General features: G+C 53.8%; 13 protein-coding genes. 10 read left to right on the forward strand and 3 right to left on the reverse strand.

Annotated elements, in window-relative coordinates:
* The 10 genes from QLG03_RS05165 to dcuB all read left to right on the forward strand — a co-directional run.
* Positions 1-546 (forward strand): EF-Tu/IF-2/RF-3 family GTPase (locus QLG03_RS05165; protein ID WP_282473606.1); only part of this gene is annotated, 546 nt, incomplete at its 5' end.
* Between the two features lie 337 nt (positions 547-883).
* Positions 884-1267 (forward strand): preprotein translocase subunit SecE, encoded by a 384-nt coding sequence (secE, locus tag QLG03_RS05170; RefSeq protein WP_002883772.1) that lies wholly within the window; start codon positions 884-886, stop codon positions 1265-1267.
* Between the two features lies 1 nt (position 1268).
* A complete protein-coding gene (gene nusG, locus QLG03_RS05175; protein ID WP_001287521.1) occupies positions 1269-1814 on the forward strand; it encodes a transcription termination/antitermination protein NusG in 546 nt (181 codons plus the stop codon).
* Positions 1815-1970: 156 nt separating this feature from the next.
* A complete protein-coding gene (gene rplK / locus QLG03_RS05180) occupies positions 1971-2399 on the forward strand; it encodes a 50S ribosomal protein L11 (protein WP_002884034.1) in 429 nt (142 codons plus the stop codon).
* A 3-nt stretch (positions 2400-2402) separates the two neighbouring features.
* Positions 2403-3107 (forward strand): 50S ribosomal protein L1, encoded by a 705-nt coding sequence (gene rplA / locus QLG03_RS05185; RefSeq protein ID WP_002884036.1) that lies wholly within the window; start codon positions 2403-2405, stop codon positions 3105-3107.
* Between the two features lie 289 nt (positions 3108-3396).
* On the forward strand, positions 3397-3894 hold the full coding sequence (gene rplJ, locus QLG03_RS05190; protein ID WP_001207203.1) for a 50S ribosomal protein L10: 498 nt from the start codon (positions 3397-3399) through the stop codon (positions 3892-3894).
* Between the two features lie 66 nt (positions 3895-3960).
* Positions 3961-4326, forward strand: coding sequence for a 50S ribosomal protein L7/L12 (gene rplL, locus QLG03_RS05195; protein WP_002884142.1), 366 nt, complete (start codon positions 3961-3963; stop codon positions 4324-4326).
* A gap of 324 nt (positions 4327-4650) precedes the next feature.
* Positions 4651-8679, forward strand: coding sequence for a DNA-directed RNA polymerase subunit beta (gene rpoB, locus QLG03_RS05200; RefSeq protein WP_004206758.1), 4029 nt, complete (start codon positions 4651-4653; stop codon positions 8677-8679).
* 76 nt (positions 8680-8755) lie between these two features.
* Positions 8756-12979, forward strand: a complete 4224-nt coding sequence (gene rpoC / locus QLG03_RS05205) for a DNA-directed RNA polymerase subunit beta' (protein WP_023291591.1) — start codon at positions 8756-8758, stop codon at positions 12977-12979.
* Positions 12980-13376: 397 nt separating this feature from the next.
* Positions 13377-14717, forward strand: coding sequence for an anaerobic C4-dicarboxylate transporter DcuB (gene dcuB, locus QLG03_RS05210; RefSeq protein WP_032454532.1), 1341 nt, complete (start codon positions 13377-13379; stop codon positions 14715-14717).
* Between the two features lie 43 nt (positions 14718-14760).
* Here the strand turns inward: dcuB and QLG03_RS05215 are convergent, their stop codons facing one another.
* The 3 genes from QLG03_RS05215 to QLG03_RS05225 all read right to left on the reverse strand — a co-directional run bounded on the left by QLG03_RS05215 (position 14761) and on the right by QLG03_RS05225 (position 17092).
* The gene (locus tag QLG03_RS05215; protein ID WP_004206755.1) at positions 14761-15078 is read right to left on the reverse strand and encodes a PTS lactose/cellobiose transporter subunit IIA; all 318 of its coding nucleotides are present in this window, start codon (positions 15076-15078) and stop codon (positions 14761-14763) included.
* 3 nt (positions 15079-15081) lie between these two features.
* Complete coding sequence (locus tag QLG03_RS05220) at positions 15082-15387, reverse strand: PTS sugar transporter subunit IIB (RefSeq protein WP_255989795.1); 306 nt, start codon at positions 15385-15387, stop codon at positions 15082-15084.
* Positions 15388-15559: 172 nt separating this feature from the next.
* Positions 15560-17092: a sensor domain-containing diguanylate cyclase gene (locus tag QLG03_RS05225; RefSeq protein WP_048336578.1), complete on the reverse strand. Its 1533-nt coding sequence runs from the start codon at positions 17090-17092 to the stop codon at positions 15560-15562.
* Between the last annotated feature and the right edge of the window lie 7 nt (positions 17093-17099).

A 17099-nucleotide genomic window follows, 5' to 3' on the forward strand; every position in this document is an offset into this window, starting at 1 on the left:
CCGATCGAAGACGTATTCTCCATCTCCGGTCGTGGTACCGTTGTTACCGGTCGTGTAGAGCGCGGTATCATCAAAGTAGGTGAAGAAGTTGAAATCGTTGGTATCAAAGAAACCGCGAAAACCACCTGTACTGGCGTTGAAATGTTCCGCAAACTGCTGGACGAAGGCCGTGCTGGTGAGAACGTAGGTGTTCTGCTGCGTGGTATCAAACGTGAAGAAATCGAACGTGGTCAGGTACTGGCTAAGCCGGGCACCATCAACCCGCACACCAAGTTCGAATCTGAAGTGTACATTCTGTCTAAAGACGAAGGCGGCCGTCATACTCCGTTCTTCAAAGGCTACCGTCCGCAGTTCTACTTCCGTACTACTGACGTGACTGGCACCATCGAACTGCCGGAAGGCGTAGAGATGGTAATGCCGGGCGACAACATCAAAATGGTTGTTACCCTGATCCACCCGATCGCGATGGACGATGGTCTGCGTTTCGCAATCCGTGAAGGCGGTCGTACCGTTGGCGCGGGCGTGGTTGCTAAAGTTCTCGGCTAATCGCTGATAACATTTGACGCAATGCGCAATAAAAGGGCATCATTTGATGCCCTTTTTGCACGCTTTCACACCAGAACCTGGCTCATCAGTGATTTTATTTGTCATAATCATTGCTGAGACAGGCTCTGAAGAGGGCGTTTATACACCAAACCATTCGAGCGGTAGTGCGACGGCAAATCAGTATCCTTCTTTGCAACAGCAGGGCAGGGGCGACAGAACCGTCAGCGTTGAAGCAATTTGAATAGTTAAGTGTATAATCCGAAACTTAATTTCGGTTTGGATCGCCTCGCCCCCGCGGGGTGAAATTGTTTGTAGAATACTTCTGACAGGTTGGTTTATGAGTGCGAATACCGAAGCTCAAGGGAGCGGGCGCGGCCTGGAAGCGATGAAGTGGATTATCGTTGCCGTGCTGCTGATCGTGGCGATCGTGGGCAACTTCCTTTATCGCGACATTATGCTGGCGGTGCGTGCGCTGGCCGTGGTTATTCTTATTGCTGCTGCCGGTGGCGTCGCGCTGTTGACGACGAAAGGTAAGGCGACCGTTGCTTTTGCTCGCGAAGCGAGAACCGAAGTTCGTAAAGTGATTTGGCCGACTCGCCAGGAAACGCTGCATACTACGCTGATTGTTGCTGCCGTGACTGCAGTAATGTCACTGATCCTGTGGGGACTGGATGGTATTCTGGTTCGCCTGGTCTCCTTTATCACTGGCCTGAGGTTCTGAGATGTCTGAAGCTCCTAAAAAGCGCTGGTACGTCGTTCAGGCGTTTTCCGGTTTTGAAGGTCGCGTAGCCACGTCGCTGCGTGAACATATCAAATTACACAACATGGAAGAGTTATTTGGCGAAGTCATGGTCCCGACCGAAGAAGTGGTTGAGATCCGTGGCGGCCAGCGTCGCAAAAGCGAACGTAAATTCTTCCCGGGCTACGTTCTGGTCCAGATGGTCATGAACGATGCAAGCTGGCACCTGGTGCGCAGCGTACCGCGCGTGATGGGCTTCATCGGCGGTACCTCTGACCGTCCGGCGCCGATCAGCGACAAAGAAGTCGACGCCATCATGAATCGTCTGCAGCAGGTTGGCGATAAGCCGCGTCCGAAAACGCTGTTTGAACCGGGTGAAATGGTTCGCGTTAACGACGGTCCGTTCGCTGACTTTAACGGCGTGGTGGAAGAAGTGGACTATGAGAAGTCCCGCCTGAAAGTTTCCGTTTCTATCTTCGGTCGTGCGACCCCGGTAGAACTGGACTTCAGCCAGGTTGAGAAGGCGTAAGCCGGCGATCAAAAAAGCAGCGATTTAATCGTTGCATAGGGCGCGAAATTGGCATACAATTTCGCGCCTTTTGTTTTTATGGGCCCGGCCCGTAAAACGATGTTTAATCACGGGGAGCTTCTCTGAAGCGTTAATACCCAATTTGAGGATTTAAGAATGGCTAAGAAAGTCCAAGCCTACGTCAAGCTGCAGGTTGCAGCTGGTATGGCGAACCCGAGCCCGCCGGTCGGCCCAGCACTGGGGCAGCAGGGCGTGAACATCATGGAATTCTGCAAAGCGTTCAACGCCAAAACTGATTCCCTGGAGAAAGGTCTGCCGATCCCGGTTGTTATCACCGTTTACGCTGACCGTTCCTTTACCTTTGTTACCAAGACTCCGCCGGCTGCTGTTCTGCTGAAGAAAGCTGCAGGCATCAAGTCTGGTTCCGGTAAGCCGAACAAAGATAAAGTGGGTAAAATCTCCCGCGCTCAGCTGCAGGAAATCGCGCAGACCAAAGCTGCCGACATGACTGGTGCCGACATTGAAGCGATGACTCGCTCCATCGAAGGTACTGCACGTTCCATGGGCCTGGTAGTGGAGGACTAAGAAATGGCTAAACTGACCAAGCGCATGCGCGTGATCCGTGAGAAAGTTGATGCAACTAAACAGTACGACATCAACGAAGCCATCGCTCTGCTGAAAGAGCTGGCCACCGCTAAATTTACCGAAAGCGTAGACGTTGCCGTTAACCTCGGCATCGACGCGCGTAAATCTGACCAGAACGTCCGTGGCGCAACTGTACTGCCGCACGGTACTGGCCGTTCCGTTCGCGTAGCCGTATTTACCCAGGGCGCAAACGCTGAAGCTGCTAAAGCTGCAGGCGCTGAGCTGGTAGGTATGGAAGATCTGGCTGAGCAGATCAAAAAAGGCGAAATGAACTTTGACGTTGTTATTGCTTCCCCGGATGCAATGCGCGTTGTTGGCCAGCTGGGTCAGGTTCTGGGTCCGCGTGGCCTGATGCCGAACCCGAAAGTGGGTACCGTAACTCCGAACGTTGCTGAAGCGGTTAAAAACGCGAAAGCAGGTCAGGTTCGTTACCGTAACGACAAAAACGGCATCATCCACACCACCATCGGTAAAGTGGACTTTGACGCTGACAAACTGAAAGAAAACCTGGAAGCTCTGCTGGTTGCGCTGAAAAAAGCAAAACCGACTCAGGCGAAAGGCGTGTACATCAAGAAAGTTAGCATCTCCACCACCATGGGTGCAGGTGTTGCAGTAGATCAGGCTGGCCTGAACGCTTCTGCAAACTAATACCTTTACGTGGGCGGCGAATTTGTCTACAATCTTCGCCCACGTTTGCTAACGATGGTTAGCAGGTAACCGAATTGTTCGTTGGAGCCTGGCCTATCCAGGCCTCCGTCGAAGACCGCAGGTGTTTCGCAAGAAACTTAATCCCCTGCGTAGACGGTGACAGAACGCTAAGATTATTTTTGGATATTCTGGCTTGTTTCTGCTCACCGTATTTAGACGCTCTTTTCGTTGAATTGAGTGAAGTGAGTTCCAGGGCATAGGCTCTGGCAAACATCCAGGAGCAAAGCTAATGGCTTTAAATCTTCAAGACAAACAAGCGATTGTTGCTGAAGTCAGCGAAGTAGCCAAAGGCGCGCTGTCTGCAGTAGTTGCGGATTCCCGTGGCGTAACTGTAGATAAAATGACTGAACTGCGTAAAGCAGGTCGTGAAGCTGGCGTATACATGCGTGTTGTTCGTAACACCCTGCTGCGCCGCGTCGTTGAAGGTACTCAGTTCGAGTGCCTGAAAGACACGTTTGTTGGTCCGACCCTGATTGCATACTCTATGGAACACCCGGGCGCTGCTGCTCGTCTGTTCAAAGAGTTCGCGAAAGCGAATGCAAAATTTGAGGTCAAAGCCGCTGCCTTTGAAGGTGAGCTGATCCCGGCGTCGCAGATCGACCGCCTGGCAACTCTGCCGACCTACGAAGAAGCAATTGCACGCCTGATGGCAACCATGAAAGAAGCTTCGGCTGGCAAACTGGTTCGTACTCTGGCTGCTGTACGCGATGCGAAAGAAGCTGCTTAATCGCAGTTATCATTGTAAAGCATTCGCTTACGTATAAACTTATTCTGATATTCAGGAACAATTTAAATGTCTATCACTAAAGATCAAATCATTGAAGCAGTATCCGCTATGTCCGTAATGGACGTTGTTGAGCTGATCTCTGCAATGGAAGAAAAATTCGGTGTTTCCGCTGCTGCTGCTGTAGCTGTAGCTGCTGGCCCGGTTGAAGCTGCTGAAGAAAAAACTGAATTCGACGTAATTCTGAAAGCTGCTGGCGCTAACAAAGTTGCTGTTATCAAAGCAGTACGTGGCGCGACTGGCCTGGGTCTGAAAGAAGCTAAAGACCTGGTAGAATCTGCTCCGGCTGCACTGAAAGAAGGCATCAGCAAAGACGACGCTGAAGCTCTGAAAAAATCTCTGGAAGAAGCTGGCGCTGAAGTTGAAGTTAAATAAGCCAACCCTTCCGGTTGCAGCCTGAGAAATCAGGCTGAGGCTGGTGACTTTTTGGTCACCAGCCTTTTTGCGCTGTAAGGCGCCAGTAGCGTTTCACGCTGTTTGACTACTGGTTTGCCTCTCAATGCTTGTTTCTATCGACGACTTAATATACTGCGACAGGTTAGGGTTCCTGGGCTGTGTAAATCGCAATGAAATGGTTTAAGCGTGATAGCAACAGGCATTGCGGAAAGTGTTCCATTTTCCGGTCAACAAAATAGTGTTGCATAAAAAACTGCCCTCTGCGGGCAGATGGGTCGACTTGTCAGCGAGCTGAGGAACCCTATGGTTTACTCCTATACCGAGAAAAAACGTATTCGTAAGGATTTTGGTAAACGTCCACAAGTTCTGGATGTGCCATATCTCCTTTCTATCCAGCTTGACTCGTTCCAGAAGTTTATCGAGCAAGATCCTGAAGGGCAGTACGGTCTGGAAGCTGCTTTCCGTTCCGTGTTCCCGATTCAGAGCTACAGCGGTAATTCCGAGCTGCAATACGTCAGCTACCGTCTGGGCGAACCGGTTTTTGACGTTAAAGAATGTCAGATCCGTGGCGTGACTTACTCTGCACCGCTGCGCGTAAAACTGCGTCTGGTGATCTACGAGCGCGAAGCGCCGGAAGGCACCGTCAAAGACATTAAAGAACAAGAAGTCTACATGGGCGAAATCCCGCTCATGACCGACAACGGTACCTTCGTCATCAACGGTACCGAGCGTGTTATCGTTTCTCAGCTGCACCGTAGCCCGGGCGTCTTCTTTGACAGTGACAAAGGTAAGACTCACTCATCCGGTAAGGTTCTGTATAACGCACGTATCATCCCTTACCGCGGTTCCTGGCTGGACTTCGAATTCGACCCGAAAGACAACCTGTTCGTTCGTATCGACCGTCGTCGTAAGCTGCCGGCTACCATCATCCTGCGCGCGCTGAATTACACCACTGAGCAGATCCTTGACCTGTTCTTCGAAAAAGTGGTCTTTGAAATTCGCGACAACAAGCTGCAGATGGAGCTGATTCCGGAGCGTCTGCGCGGTGAAACCGCCTCCTTCGATATCGAAGCCAACGGCAAAGTGTACGTTGAGAAAGGCCGTCGCATCACGGCTCGCCATATCCGTCAGCTGGAAAAAGACGATATCAAGCATATCGAAGTGCCGGTTGAATATATCGCGGGCAAAGTGGCGGCTAAAGACTATATCGATGAAGCGACTGGCGAACTGATCTGCCCGGCGAACATGGAGCTGAGCCTGGATCTGCTGGCTAAGCTGAGCCAGTCTGGCCACAAGCGCATCGAAACGCTGTTTACCAACGATCTGGACCACGGTCCATACATCTCTGAAACGGTACGCGTCGACCCGACTAACGATCGTCTGAGCGCGCTGGTAGAAATCTACCGCATGATGCGCCCTGGCGAGCCGCCGACTCGTGAAGCCGCTGAAAGCCTGTTCGAGAACCTGTTCTTCTCCGAAGACCGCTACGATCTGTCCGCGGTTGGTCGTATGAAGTTCAACCGTTCTCTGCTGCGCGACGAAATCGAAGGTTCCGGTATCCTGAGCAAAGACGACATCATCGAAGTGATGAAGAAGCTCATCGATATCCGTAACGGTAAAGGCGAAGTGGACGATATCGACCACCTCGGCAACCGTCGTATCCGTTCCGTTGGCGAAATGGCGGAAAACCAGTTCCGCGTTGGCCTGGTACGTGTAGAACGTGCGGTGAAAGAGCGTCTTTCTCTGGGCGATCTGGATACCCTGATGCCTCAGGATATGATCAACGCCAAGCCGATTTCCGCAGCAGTGAAAGAGTTCTTTGGTTCCAGCCAGCTGTCTCAGTTTATGGACCAGAACAACCCGCTGTCTGAGATCACGCACAAACGTCGTATCTCCGCACTCGGCCCAGGCGGTCTGACCCGTGAGCGCGCAGGCTTCGAAGTTCGAGACGTACACCCGACTCACTACGGTCGCGTATGTCCAATCGAAACGCCTGAAGGTCCGAACATCGGTCTGATCAACTCCCTGTCCGTATACGCGCAGACCAACGAATATGGCTTCCTCGAGACGCCGTATCGTAAAGTGACCGACGGTGTGGTTACCGACGAAATTCACTACCTGTCTGCTATCGAAGAAGGCAACTACGTTATCGCTCAGGCGAACTCCAACCTGGATGAAAACGGCCACTTCGTAGAAGATCTGGTGACCTGCCGTAGCAAAGGCGAATCCAGCTTGTTCAGCCGCGACCAGGTTGACTACATGGACGTATCCACCCAGCAGGTGGTATCCGTCGGTGCGTCCCTGATCCCGTTCCTGGAACACGATGACGCCAACCGTGCATTGATGGGTGCGAACATGCAACGTCAGGCCGTTCCGACTCTGCGCGCTGATAAGCCGCTGGTTGGTACCGGTATGGAACGTGCTGTAGCCGTCGACTCCGGCGTTACTGCCGTTGCTAAGCGCGGCGGTACCGTTCAGTACGTGGATGCTTCCCGTATCGTTATCAAAGTTAACGAAGACGAGATGTACCCGGGCGAAGCGGGTATCGACATCTATAACCTGACCAAATACACCCGTTCTAACCAGAACACCTGCATCAACCAGATGCCTTGCGTGTCCCTGGGCGAACCTATCGAGCGCGGCGACGTGCTGGCCGACGGCCCGTCCACCGACCTCGGTGAGCTGGCGCTGGGTCAGAACATGCGCGTCGCGTTCATGCCGTGGAACGGCTACAACTTCGAAGACTCCATCCTCGTTTCCGAGCGTGTTGTCCAGGAAGACCGTTTCACCACTATCCACATTCAGGAACTGGCGTGCGTGTCCCGTGACACCAAGCTGGGGCCGGAAGAGATCACCGCTGACATCCCGAACGTGGGTGAAGCTGCGCTCTCCAAACTGGATGAGTCCGGTATCGTTTATATCGGTGCGGAAGTGACCGGCGGCGACATTCTGGTTGGTAAGGTTACGCCGAAAGGTGAAACCCAGCTGACGCCGGAAGAGAAACTGCTGCGTGCGATCTTCGGTGAGAAAGCGTCTGACGTTAAAGACTCTTCTCTGCGCGTACCGAACGGTGTCTCTGGTACCGTTATCGACGTTCAGGTCTTTACCCGTGACGGCGTAGAAAAAGACAAACGTGCGCTGGAAATCGAAGAGATGCAGCTGAAGCAGGCCAAAAAAGACCTGTCTGAAGAACTGCAGATCCTCGAAGCCGGTCTGTTCAGTCGTATCTACGCGGTGCTGGTCTCCGGTGGCGTTGAAGCTGAGAAGCTCGACAAACTGCCGCGCGATCGCTGGCTGGAACTGGGCCTGACCGACGAAGAGAAACAAAATCAGCTGGAACAACTGGCTGAGCAGTACGACGAACTGAAACACGAGTTCGAGAAAAAACTCGAAGCGAAACGCCGCAAAATCACCCAAGGCGACGATCTGGCACCGGGCGTGCTGAAGATTGTTAAGGTATACCTGGCCGTTAAACGCCGTATCCAGCCTGGTGACAAGATGGCAGGTCGTCACGGTAACAAGGGTGTTATCTCTAAGATCAACCCGATCGAAGATATGCCGCACGATGCTAACGGTACGCCGGTAGATATCGTCCTGAACCCGCTGGGCGTACCGTCTCGTATGAACATCGGTCAGATCCTGGAAACTCACCTGGGTATGGCTGCGAAAGGCATCGGCGATAAGATCAACGCCATGCTGAAACAGCAGCAGGAAGTCGCGAAACTGCGCGAGTTCATCCAGCGTGCCTACGATCTGGGCGCTGACGTTCGTCAGAAAGTTGACCTGAATACCTTCAGCGATGAAGAAGTTCTGCGTCTGGCTGAAAACCTGCGTAAAGGTATGCCGATCGCAACGCCGGTGTTCGACGGTGCGAAAGAAGCGGAAATTAAAGCGCTGCTGCAGCTGGGCGACCTGCCGACTTCCGGTCAGATCACCCTGTTCGACGGCCGCACCGGTGAGCAGTTCGAGCGTCCGGTAACCGTGGGTTACATGTACATGCTGAAACTGAACCACCTGGTCGACGACAAAATGCACGCGCGTTCCACCGGTTCTTACAGCCTGGTGACTCAGCAGCCGCTGGGTGGTAAGGCGCAGTTCGGTGGTCAGCGCTTCGGTGAGATGGAAGTGTGGGCGCTGGAAGCATACGGCGCAGCCTACACCCTGCAGGAAATGCTCACCGTTAAGTCTGATGACGTGAACGGTCGTACCAAGATGTATAAAAACATCGTGGACGGCAATCACCAGATGGAACCGGGCATGCCGGAATCCTTCAACGTACTGTTGAAAGAAATTCGCTCGCTGGGCATCAACATCGAACTGGAAGACGAGTAATTCTCGCTCAAACAGGTCACTGCTGCCGGGTTAACGCCCGGCAGCGGAATGTGCTAACTCCGACGGGAGCAAATCCGTGAAAGACTTATTAAAGTTTCTGAAAGCGCAAACTAAAACCGAAGAGTTTGATGCGATCAAAATTGCTCTGGCTTCGCCAGACATGATCCGTTCATGGTCTTTCGGTGAAGTTAAAAAGCCGGAAACCATTAACTACCGTACGTTCAAACCTGAGCGTGACGGCCTTTTCTGCGCCCGTATCTTTGGGCCGGTAAAAGACTATGAGTGCCTGTGCGGTAAGTACAAGCGCCTGAAACACCGCGGTGTGATCTGTGAGAAGTGCGGCGTTGAAGTGACCCAGACCAAAGTGCGTCGTGAGCGCATGGGCCACATCGAGCTGGCATGTCCGACTGCGCACATCTGGTTCCTGAAATCCCTGCCGTCCCGTATCGGCCTGCTGCTGGATATGCCGCTGCGCGATATCGAACGTGTACTGTACTTTGAATCCTATGTGGTTATCGAAGGTGGCATGACCAACCTCGAACGCAACCAGATTCTGACTGAAGAACAGTACCTGGACGCGCTGGAAGAGTTCGGTGACGAATTCGACGCGAAGATGGGTGCGGAAGCGATCCAGGCGCTGCTGCGCAATATGGATCTGGAGCAGGAATGCGAGCAGCTGCGTGAAGAGCTGAACGAAACCAACTCCGAAACCAAGCGTAAAAAGCTGACCAAGCGCATCAAGCTGCTGGAAGCCTTCGTACAGTCTGGCAACAAGCCGGAGTGGATGATCCTGACCGTTCTGCCGGTACTGCCGCCAGATCTGCGTCCGCTGGTTCCGCTGGATGGCGGTCGTTTCGCGACGTCTGACCTCAACGATCTGTATCGTCGCGTGATCAACCGTAACAACCGTCTGAAACGTCTGCTGGATCTGGCTGCGCCGGATATCATCGTACGCAACGAAAAACGTATGCTGCAGGAAGCGGTTGACGCCCTGCTGGACAACGGTCGTCGCGGTCGTGCGATCACCGGTTCTAACAAACGTCCTCTGAAATCTTTGGCCGATATGATCAAAGGTAAACAGGGTCGTTTCCGTCAGAACCTGCTCGGTAAGCGTGTTGACTACTCCGGTCGTTCTGTTATCACCGTAGGTCCATACCTGCGTCTGCATCAGTGCGGTCTGCCGAAGAAAATGGCGCTGGAGCTGTTCAAACCGTTCATCTACGGCAAGCTGGAGCTGCGTGGCCTGGCCACCACCATCAAAGCCGCTAAGAAGATGGTTGAGCGCGAAGAAGCTGTCGTTTGGGATATCCTGGACGAAGTTATCCGCGAACACCCGGTCCTGCTGAACCGTGCGCCGACCCTGCACCGTCTGGGTATCCAGGCATTCGAACCGGTTCTGATCGAAGGTAAAGCCATCCAGCTGCACCCGCTGGTTTGTGCGGCATATAACGCCGACTTCGATGGTGACCAGATGGCTGTTCACGTACCGCTGACGCTGGAAGCCCAGCTGGAAGCGCGTGCGCTGATGATGTCTACCAACAACATCCTGTCCCCGGCGAACGGCGAACCAATCATCGTTCCGTCTCAGGACGTTGTACTGGGTCTGTACTACATGACCCGTGACAGTGTTAACGCCAAAGGCGAAGGCATGGTGCTGACTGGCCCGAAAGAAGCTGAGCGTATTTATCGCGCCGGCCTGGCCTCTCTGCATGCGCGCGTTAAAGTGCGTATCACTGAATACGAAAAAGACGACAATGGTGAGTTTGTCGCGAAAACCAGCCTGAAAGACACGACCGTTGGCCGTGCCATTCTGTGGATGATCGTACCGAAAGGTCTGCCGTTCTCTATCGTGAACCAGGCGCTTGGTAAGAAAGCGATCTCCAAGATGCTGAACACCTGTTACCGTATTCTGGGCCTGAAACCGACCGTTATTTTCGCGGACCAGACGATGTACACCGGCTTTGCTTACGCAGCGCGTTCAGGTGCATCCGTTGGTATCGATGACATGGTCATCCCGGAGAAAAAATACGAAATCATCAGCGAAGCGGAAGCGGAAGTTGCTGAGATTCAGGAACAGTTCCAGTCCGGTCTGGTGACCGCGGGCGAACGCTATAACAAAGTTATCGATATCTGGGCTGCGGCGAACGATCGTGTATCCAAAGCGATGATGGATAACCTGCAAACCGAAACCGTGATTAACCGTGACGGTCAGGAAGAGCAGCAGGTTTCCTTCAACAGCATCTACATGATGGCCGACTCCGGTGCGCGTGGTTCTGCTGCACAGATTCGTCAGCTGGCCGGTATGCGTGGTCTGATGGCGAAGCCGGATGGCTCCATCATCGAAACGCCGATCACCGCGAACTTCCGTGAAGGTCTGAACGTACTCCAGTACTTCATCTCCACGCACGGTGCGCGTAAAGGTCTGGCGGATACCGCACTGAAAACAGCGAACTCCGGTTACCTGACTCGTCGTCTGGTCGACGTTGCCCAGGACCTGGTCGTCACTGAAGACGACTGCGGCACCCTGGAAGGCATCACTATGACGCCGGTTATCGAAGGTGGCGACGTTAAAGAGCCGCTGCGCGATCGCGTACTGGGTCGTGTGACGGCGGAAGACGTGCTGAAGCCGGGTACTGCGGATATTCTGGTTCCACGCAACACGCTGCTGCACGAGCACTGGTGTGACCTGCTGGAAGCGAACTCCGTTGACTCCGTCAAAGTGCGTTCCGTTGTATCCTGTGACACCGACTTTGGTGTATGTGCGCACTGCTATGGTCGTGACCTGGCGCGTGGCCACATCATCAACAAAGGTGAGGCTATCGGCGTTATCGCGGCACAGTCCATCGGTGAGCCGGGTACACAGCTGACGATGCGTACGTTCCACATCGGTGGTGCGGCATCTCGTGCGGCTGCTGAATCCAGCATCCAGGTGAAAAACAAAGGTAGCATCAAGCTCAGCAACGCGAAGTCGGTTGTGAACTCCAGCGGTAAACTGGTTATCACTTCTCGTAACACCGAGCTGAAGCTGATCGACGAATTCGGTCGTACCAAAGAGAGCTATAAAGTGCCTTACGGTGCGGTTATGGCGAAAGGCGACGGTGAGCAGGTTGCCGGCGGTGAAACCGTCGCAAACTGGGATCCGCACACCATGCCGGTTATCACCGAAGTGAGTGGTTTTATCCGCTTCACTGACATGATCGACGGCCAGACCATTACTCGTCAGACCGACGAGCTGACCGGTCTGTCTTCGCTGGTGGTTCTGGACTCTGCAGAACGTACCGCAGGTGGTAAAGATCTGCGTCCGGCGCTGAAAATCGTTGATGCTCAGGGCAACGACGTTCTGATCCCAGGTACCGATATGCCTGCTCAGTACTTCCTGCCGGGTAAAGCGATTGTTCAGCTGGAAGATGGCGTACAGATCAGCTCTGGTGACACCCTGGCGCGTATTCCGCAGGAATCCGGCGGTACCAAGGACATCACCGGTGGTCTGCCGCGCGTTGCGGACCTGTTCGAAGCACGTCGTCCGAAAGAGCCGGCTATTCTGGCTGAAATCAGCGGTATCATTTCCTTCGGTAAAGAAACCAAAGGGAAACGTCGCCTGGTTATCACCCCGGTAGACGGTAGCGAGCCGTACGAAGAGATGATTCCGAAATGGCGTCAGCTCAACGTGTTCGAAGGTGAACGTGTAGAACGTGGTGACGTAGTTTCCGACGGTCCGGAAGCACCGCACGACATTCTGCGTCTGCGTGGCGTACATGCTGTGACCCGTTACATTGTTAACGAAGTCCAGGACGTATACCGTCTGCAGGGCGTTAAGATTAACGATAAACACATCGAAGTTATCGTTCGTCAGATGCTGCGTAAAGCCACCATCGAAAGCGCAGGCAGCTCCGACTTCCTCGAAGGCGAGCAGGTGGAATACTCCCGCGTCAAGATCGCGAACCGCGAACTGGAAGCGAACGGCAAAGTGGGCGCAACGTTCTCCCGCGATCTGCTGGGTATCACCAAAGCGTCTCTGGCCACCGAGTCCTTCATCTCCGCGGCATCGTTCCAGGAGACCACTCGCGTGCTGACCGAAGCAGCCGTTGCGGGCAAACGCGACGAACTGCGCGGTCTGAAAGAGAACGTCATCGTGGGTCGTCTGATCCCGGCCGGTACCGGTTATGCGTACCACCAGGATCGTATGCGCCGTCGCGCTGCTGGCGAACTGCCGGCGGCACCGCAGGTGAGCGTGGAAGAAGCATCTGCCAACCTGGCAGAGCTGCTGAACGCAGGTCTGGGCGGTTCTGACAACGATTAATCGTTGATGCACTGCTAAAAAGCCGGTCAGGTTTCCTGACCGGCTTTTTTATTGCCTGTTCTCCGCAGTCCCCGTCTTTAATTACATTTACGCTATATCCAGGATGCAATTTTTTAGCAATTAATTCATAAAAAATATCCTTTAGCCTTTCACCTCAAAAACCTTTCTTTATATATGGGTAAAACTTCTACTCATATCAAAAAATAAACAATTCAAAGAGGATATATTCAAAATACCTGATGAATCATGGGATTACTGCTGCTGCTTTATCTTCGGCGCGACGGCCTGGAGAGGGATCGCTGCATCTCATGCTTCCCCCAACAAGGCGCAGAAATAATCCCGGCAGGCAGGTAGGGATCATTACTTTAGGTCTGAGCGGACAGGCTCTGGGGGCTGCATGGAATTCGCGATACAACTCATTATTATCTTAATTTGTCTGTTTTATGGTGCCCGAAAAGGCGGTATTGCGCTGGGGCTGCTGGGCGGCATCGGTTTAGTGATCCTCGTCTTTGTTTTTCATCTCCAGCCGGGTAAACCGCCGGTTGATGTGATGCTGGTGATCATTGCGGTGGTGGCCGCCTCGGCGACGCTGCAGGCGTCCGGCGGCCTGGATGTCATGCTGCAGATTGCCGAGAAGCTGCTGCGGCGAAACCCAAAATATGTCTCTATTGTGGCGCCTTTCGTCACCTGCACGCTGACTATCCTCTGCGGTACCGGTCACGTGGTGTATACCATCCTGCCGATTATCTACGATGTGGCGATTAAGAATAACATTCGCCCGGAGCGTCCGATGGCCGCCAGCTCCATTGGCGCCCAGATGGGGATCATCGCCAGCCCGGTCTCGGTGGCGGTGGTCTCGCTGGTGGCGATGCTGGGGAATTTTACCTTTAACGGTAAACATCTCGAATTTCTCGATCTGCTGGCGATAACCATTCCTTCCACGCTGCTGGGCATTTTAGCCATTGGCATCTTCAGCTGGTTCCGTGGCAAAGATCTGGATAAAGACGAAGCCTTCCAGGCGTTTATTGCGGTACCGGAGAACCGCCATTACGTCTATGGCGATACGGCGACGCTGCTGGATAGAAAGTTGCCCACCAGCAACTGGATAGCGATGTGGATTTTTCTGGCCTCCATCGCTGTGGTGGCACTGCTCGGCGCCTTCTCTGAACTGCGTCCGACCTTTGACGGTAAACCGCTGTCGATGGTGCTGGTGATCCAGATGTTTATGCTGCTCTCCGGGGCGCTGATCATCATCATTACTAAAACCAACCCGGCATCGATTTCCAAAAATGAGGTCTTTCGTTCGGGAATGATCGCTATCGTCGCGGTGTACGGCATCGCCTGGATGGCGGAGACCATGTTTGGCGCTCACATGACCGAAATTAAAGGCGTGCTCGGGGAGATGGTCAAAGAGTATCCATGGGCCTATGCCATCGTGCTGCTGCTGGTTTCGAAGTTTGTAAACTCGCAGGCGGCAGCGCTGGCGGCGATTGTTCCGGTGGCCCTGGCCATCGGCGTCGACCCGGCCTATATCGTGGCTTCTGCGCCGGCCTGCTATGGCTACTATATTCTGCCGACCTACCCCAGCGATCTGGCGGCGATCCAGTTTGATCGCTCAGGGACCACCCATATTGGCCGCTTTGTGATTAACCACAGCTTTATCCTGCCCGGGCTCATTGGCGTTGGCGTCTCCTGCGTTTTTGGCTGGGTATTCGCTGCGATGTACGGCTTTCTGTAAGCGGGGACGGGCGCCGGCAGCGACGCCCGTTCAATTCGAGAGATTATTGCGCGAGGGGCAGGCGACGGTATAGTTCAATCATATCGGTCGCCAGATCCTGAATGACCATGGCGTTCATCAGATGGTCCTGAGAATGCACGGTGATCAGGTTGACCGGTAGCTTACCGCTGCCTTCATCCAGGCCGATAAGCTGGGTCTGAATTTTATGCGCATGTTTGACGAACTCATGGGACTCGGCCATGGCCTGCTCCGCTGCGGCAAAATCGCCTTTCCGCGCCAGCTGTAGCGCCGTCAGCGCCGCGCTGCGCGCAGAACCCGCGTTAACCAGCAGCTCCATGATGATCGTTTCTAAATCTTCCATCGATTACTCCAGCATCTTAAGGGCTTTATCCAGAACGGCATCACCTTTCATCATGCCGTAGTCCATCATATCGATCACGGCGACCTTTTTGCCGAACGGGTCGGCCAGCGCCTGCAGCTTCGCCTGCTCATATTTCACCTGCGGGCCGAGCAGAATAATGTCGGCGGCGGCCAGATTATCTTTAAACTCGGCGACCGGTACGGCCTTGATTAAGACCTCAACACCTTTCTTCTGCGCGGCATCTTGCATACGCTGAACCAGCATGCTGGTAGACATACCGGCGGCACAGCACAAAACGATATTCTTCATAGTCAGTGGCCCTTGTGTTCCGTGATGTCTTATGTTTATCGCGGCCCTGGCGATGCGACAACCGCTTTACCGTGATTGTGTGTAAGTCATCACACAAAAATTGAAACCGGTTTCATTTTTGCCGGAAGAAATAAAAAAGCCCACCGAAGTGGGCGGTTGCGGCGCTAAAGCCCTAGGCGCGCAGGATACGGTTTTTACCCTGCTGTTTGGCTTTGTACAGCGCTTCATCGACGCTCACCACCAGTTTATCCAGCGGCTCCATGTTCCATTCCCCCAGCCCGGCGCTGAAGGTGACCGTCAGGCCATCTTCGCGCCAGGTGCGCCGTTCGACGTTTACCCGCCATGTTTCCAGCAGCGTGCGGGCGTTATCAATATGTTCGGCAGGAAAGACCACCGCGAACTCTTCACCACCATAGCGATAGAGGGATATCTCCAGCGGCTGGAGGACCTGCAGCCCTTCGCGGGCGACGTTACGCAGAACGATATCGCCGTTGAGGTGACCCCAGGTGTCGTTGATCGATTTAAAGTTATCGATATCGACCAGCGCGAGGGCGAACGGCTGATGATCGTTCATCAGCGCGGCAATATCGCTGTCGAAGGCGCGGCGGTTCTTGCAGCCGGTGAGCGCGTCAATGGTCGCCTGGCGGACGTAGGTCAGTTCGCGCTGCTTATTGGTTTCAATGGCTTTACTCAGCATCGCCTCGAGGCGTGGGGCGCGTTTGACGTCGCCGGTTTTAATCGCATTGATGATATTCATCAGCACGGTGCGGGAGGCATGACGCAGATAAAGGCCGAACAGGATGATGATGATCGCCGCGAGGGCGAAACCGCCGATCACTAAATTGGTTTCATGGCGCGTCAGATTAACCAGGGTGGTGTTATCGACACGGAAAATCACAAACCAGTCGGGATTGGTAAAGGAGTAATAGTAATACCAGGTGTCGCTCCTGGGATCGTAAAGCTGCCCCTCGCCGCTGGTCATTTTATCCATCAGCTCATTACTGACGAAGGGTTTAAACAGCGCGCCAGGGTCGGAGTGCAGGACCACTTTGCCATCACGCTGCACCACAAAAAACTCGCCCTGTACGGGGGCGACCATCTGGCGCAGCGCGAACCCCATGGAGGTGAGATCGAGATGAAAGGCCAGGCTGCCCTTGAGTTTCCCCTCCGGGGTGATGATGGGTTTGAAAATGGTAATCGTCGGATGGTGGGTAAAAAAATCCATATATGGGCTGGTGTAGTGGCTGAAGGTGCTGGCTTCCGCCTGTTTGATAAACCAGGGTCGCGTTCTGGGATCGAAAGCCTGACTGTCTTCATTTTCCAGCACCTCCGGGGCGCGCAGATAGTGGCCCTCGGTATCCGCCAGCGAGATGGATGAGACGCTCGGCATCATGTTCTGTAACTGCATCAGCGTCGTTAACCCTTTCTCCGGTTCCACATTGACTGCGCGATTCAGTTCGTCATTGCGGGCAAAGAAGGCGACCGCGCGCCCAAGGATAAAATCATTTTCCCGCAGCAGGGTTTCCGTGTAGTTGATCGCCAGGTTGTGGGTAAAGTTTCGGTTAATGTCGTGATAATCTTCAAGAAAATCTTTTCGCTGCGCCAGGGTGACAAAAATAGCGATCAGCATAAAACTGAGCAAGATGCCGGCAAACCCCACGACGATCGGCGTCGTGAAAGAGAGCTTTCTATTGTGTAGAGCCATGAATCGT

The sequence above is a fragment of the Klebsiella sp. V115_8 genome (genome assembly GCF_029967715.1).
Taxonomy (GTDB): Bacteria; Pseudomonadota; Gammaproteobacteria; order Enterobacterales; family Enterobacteriaceae; genus Klebsiella; species Klebsiella quasipneumoniae.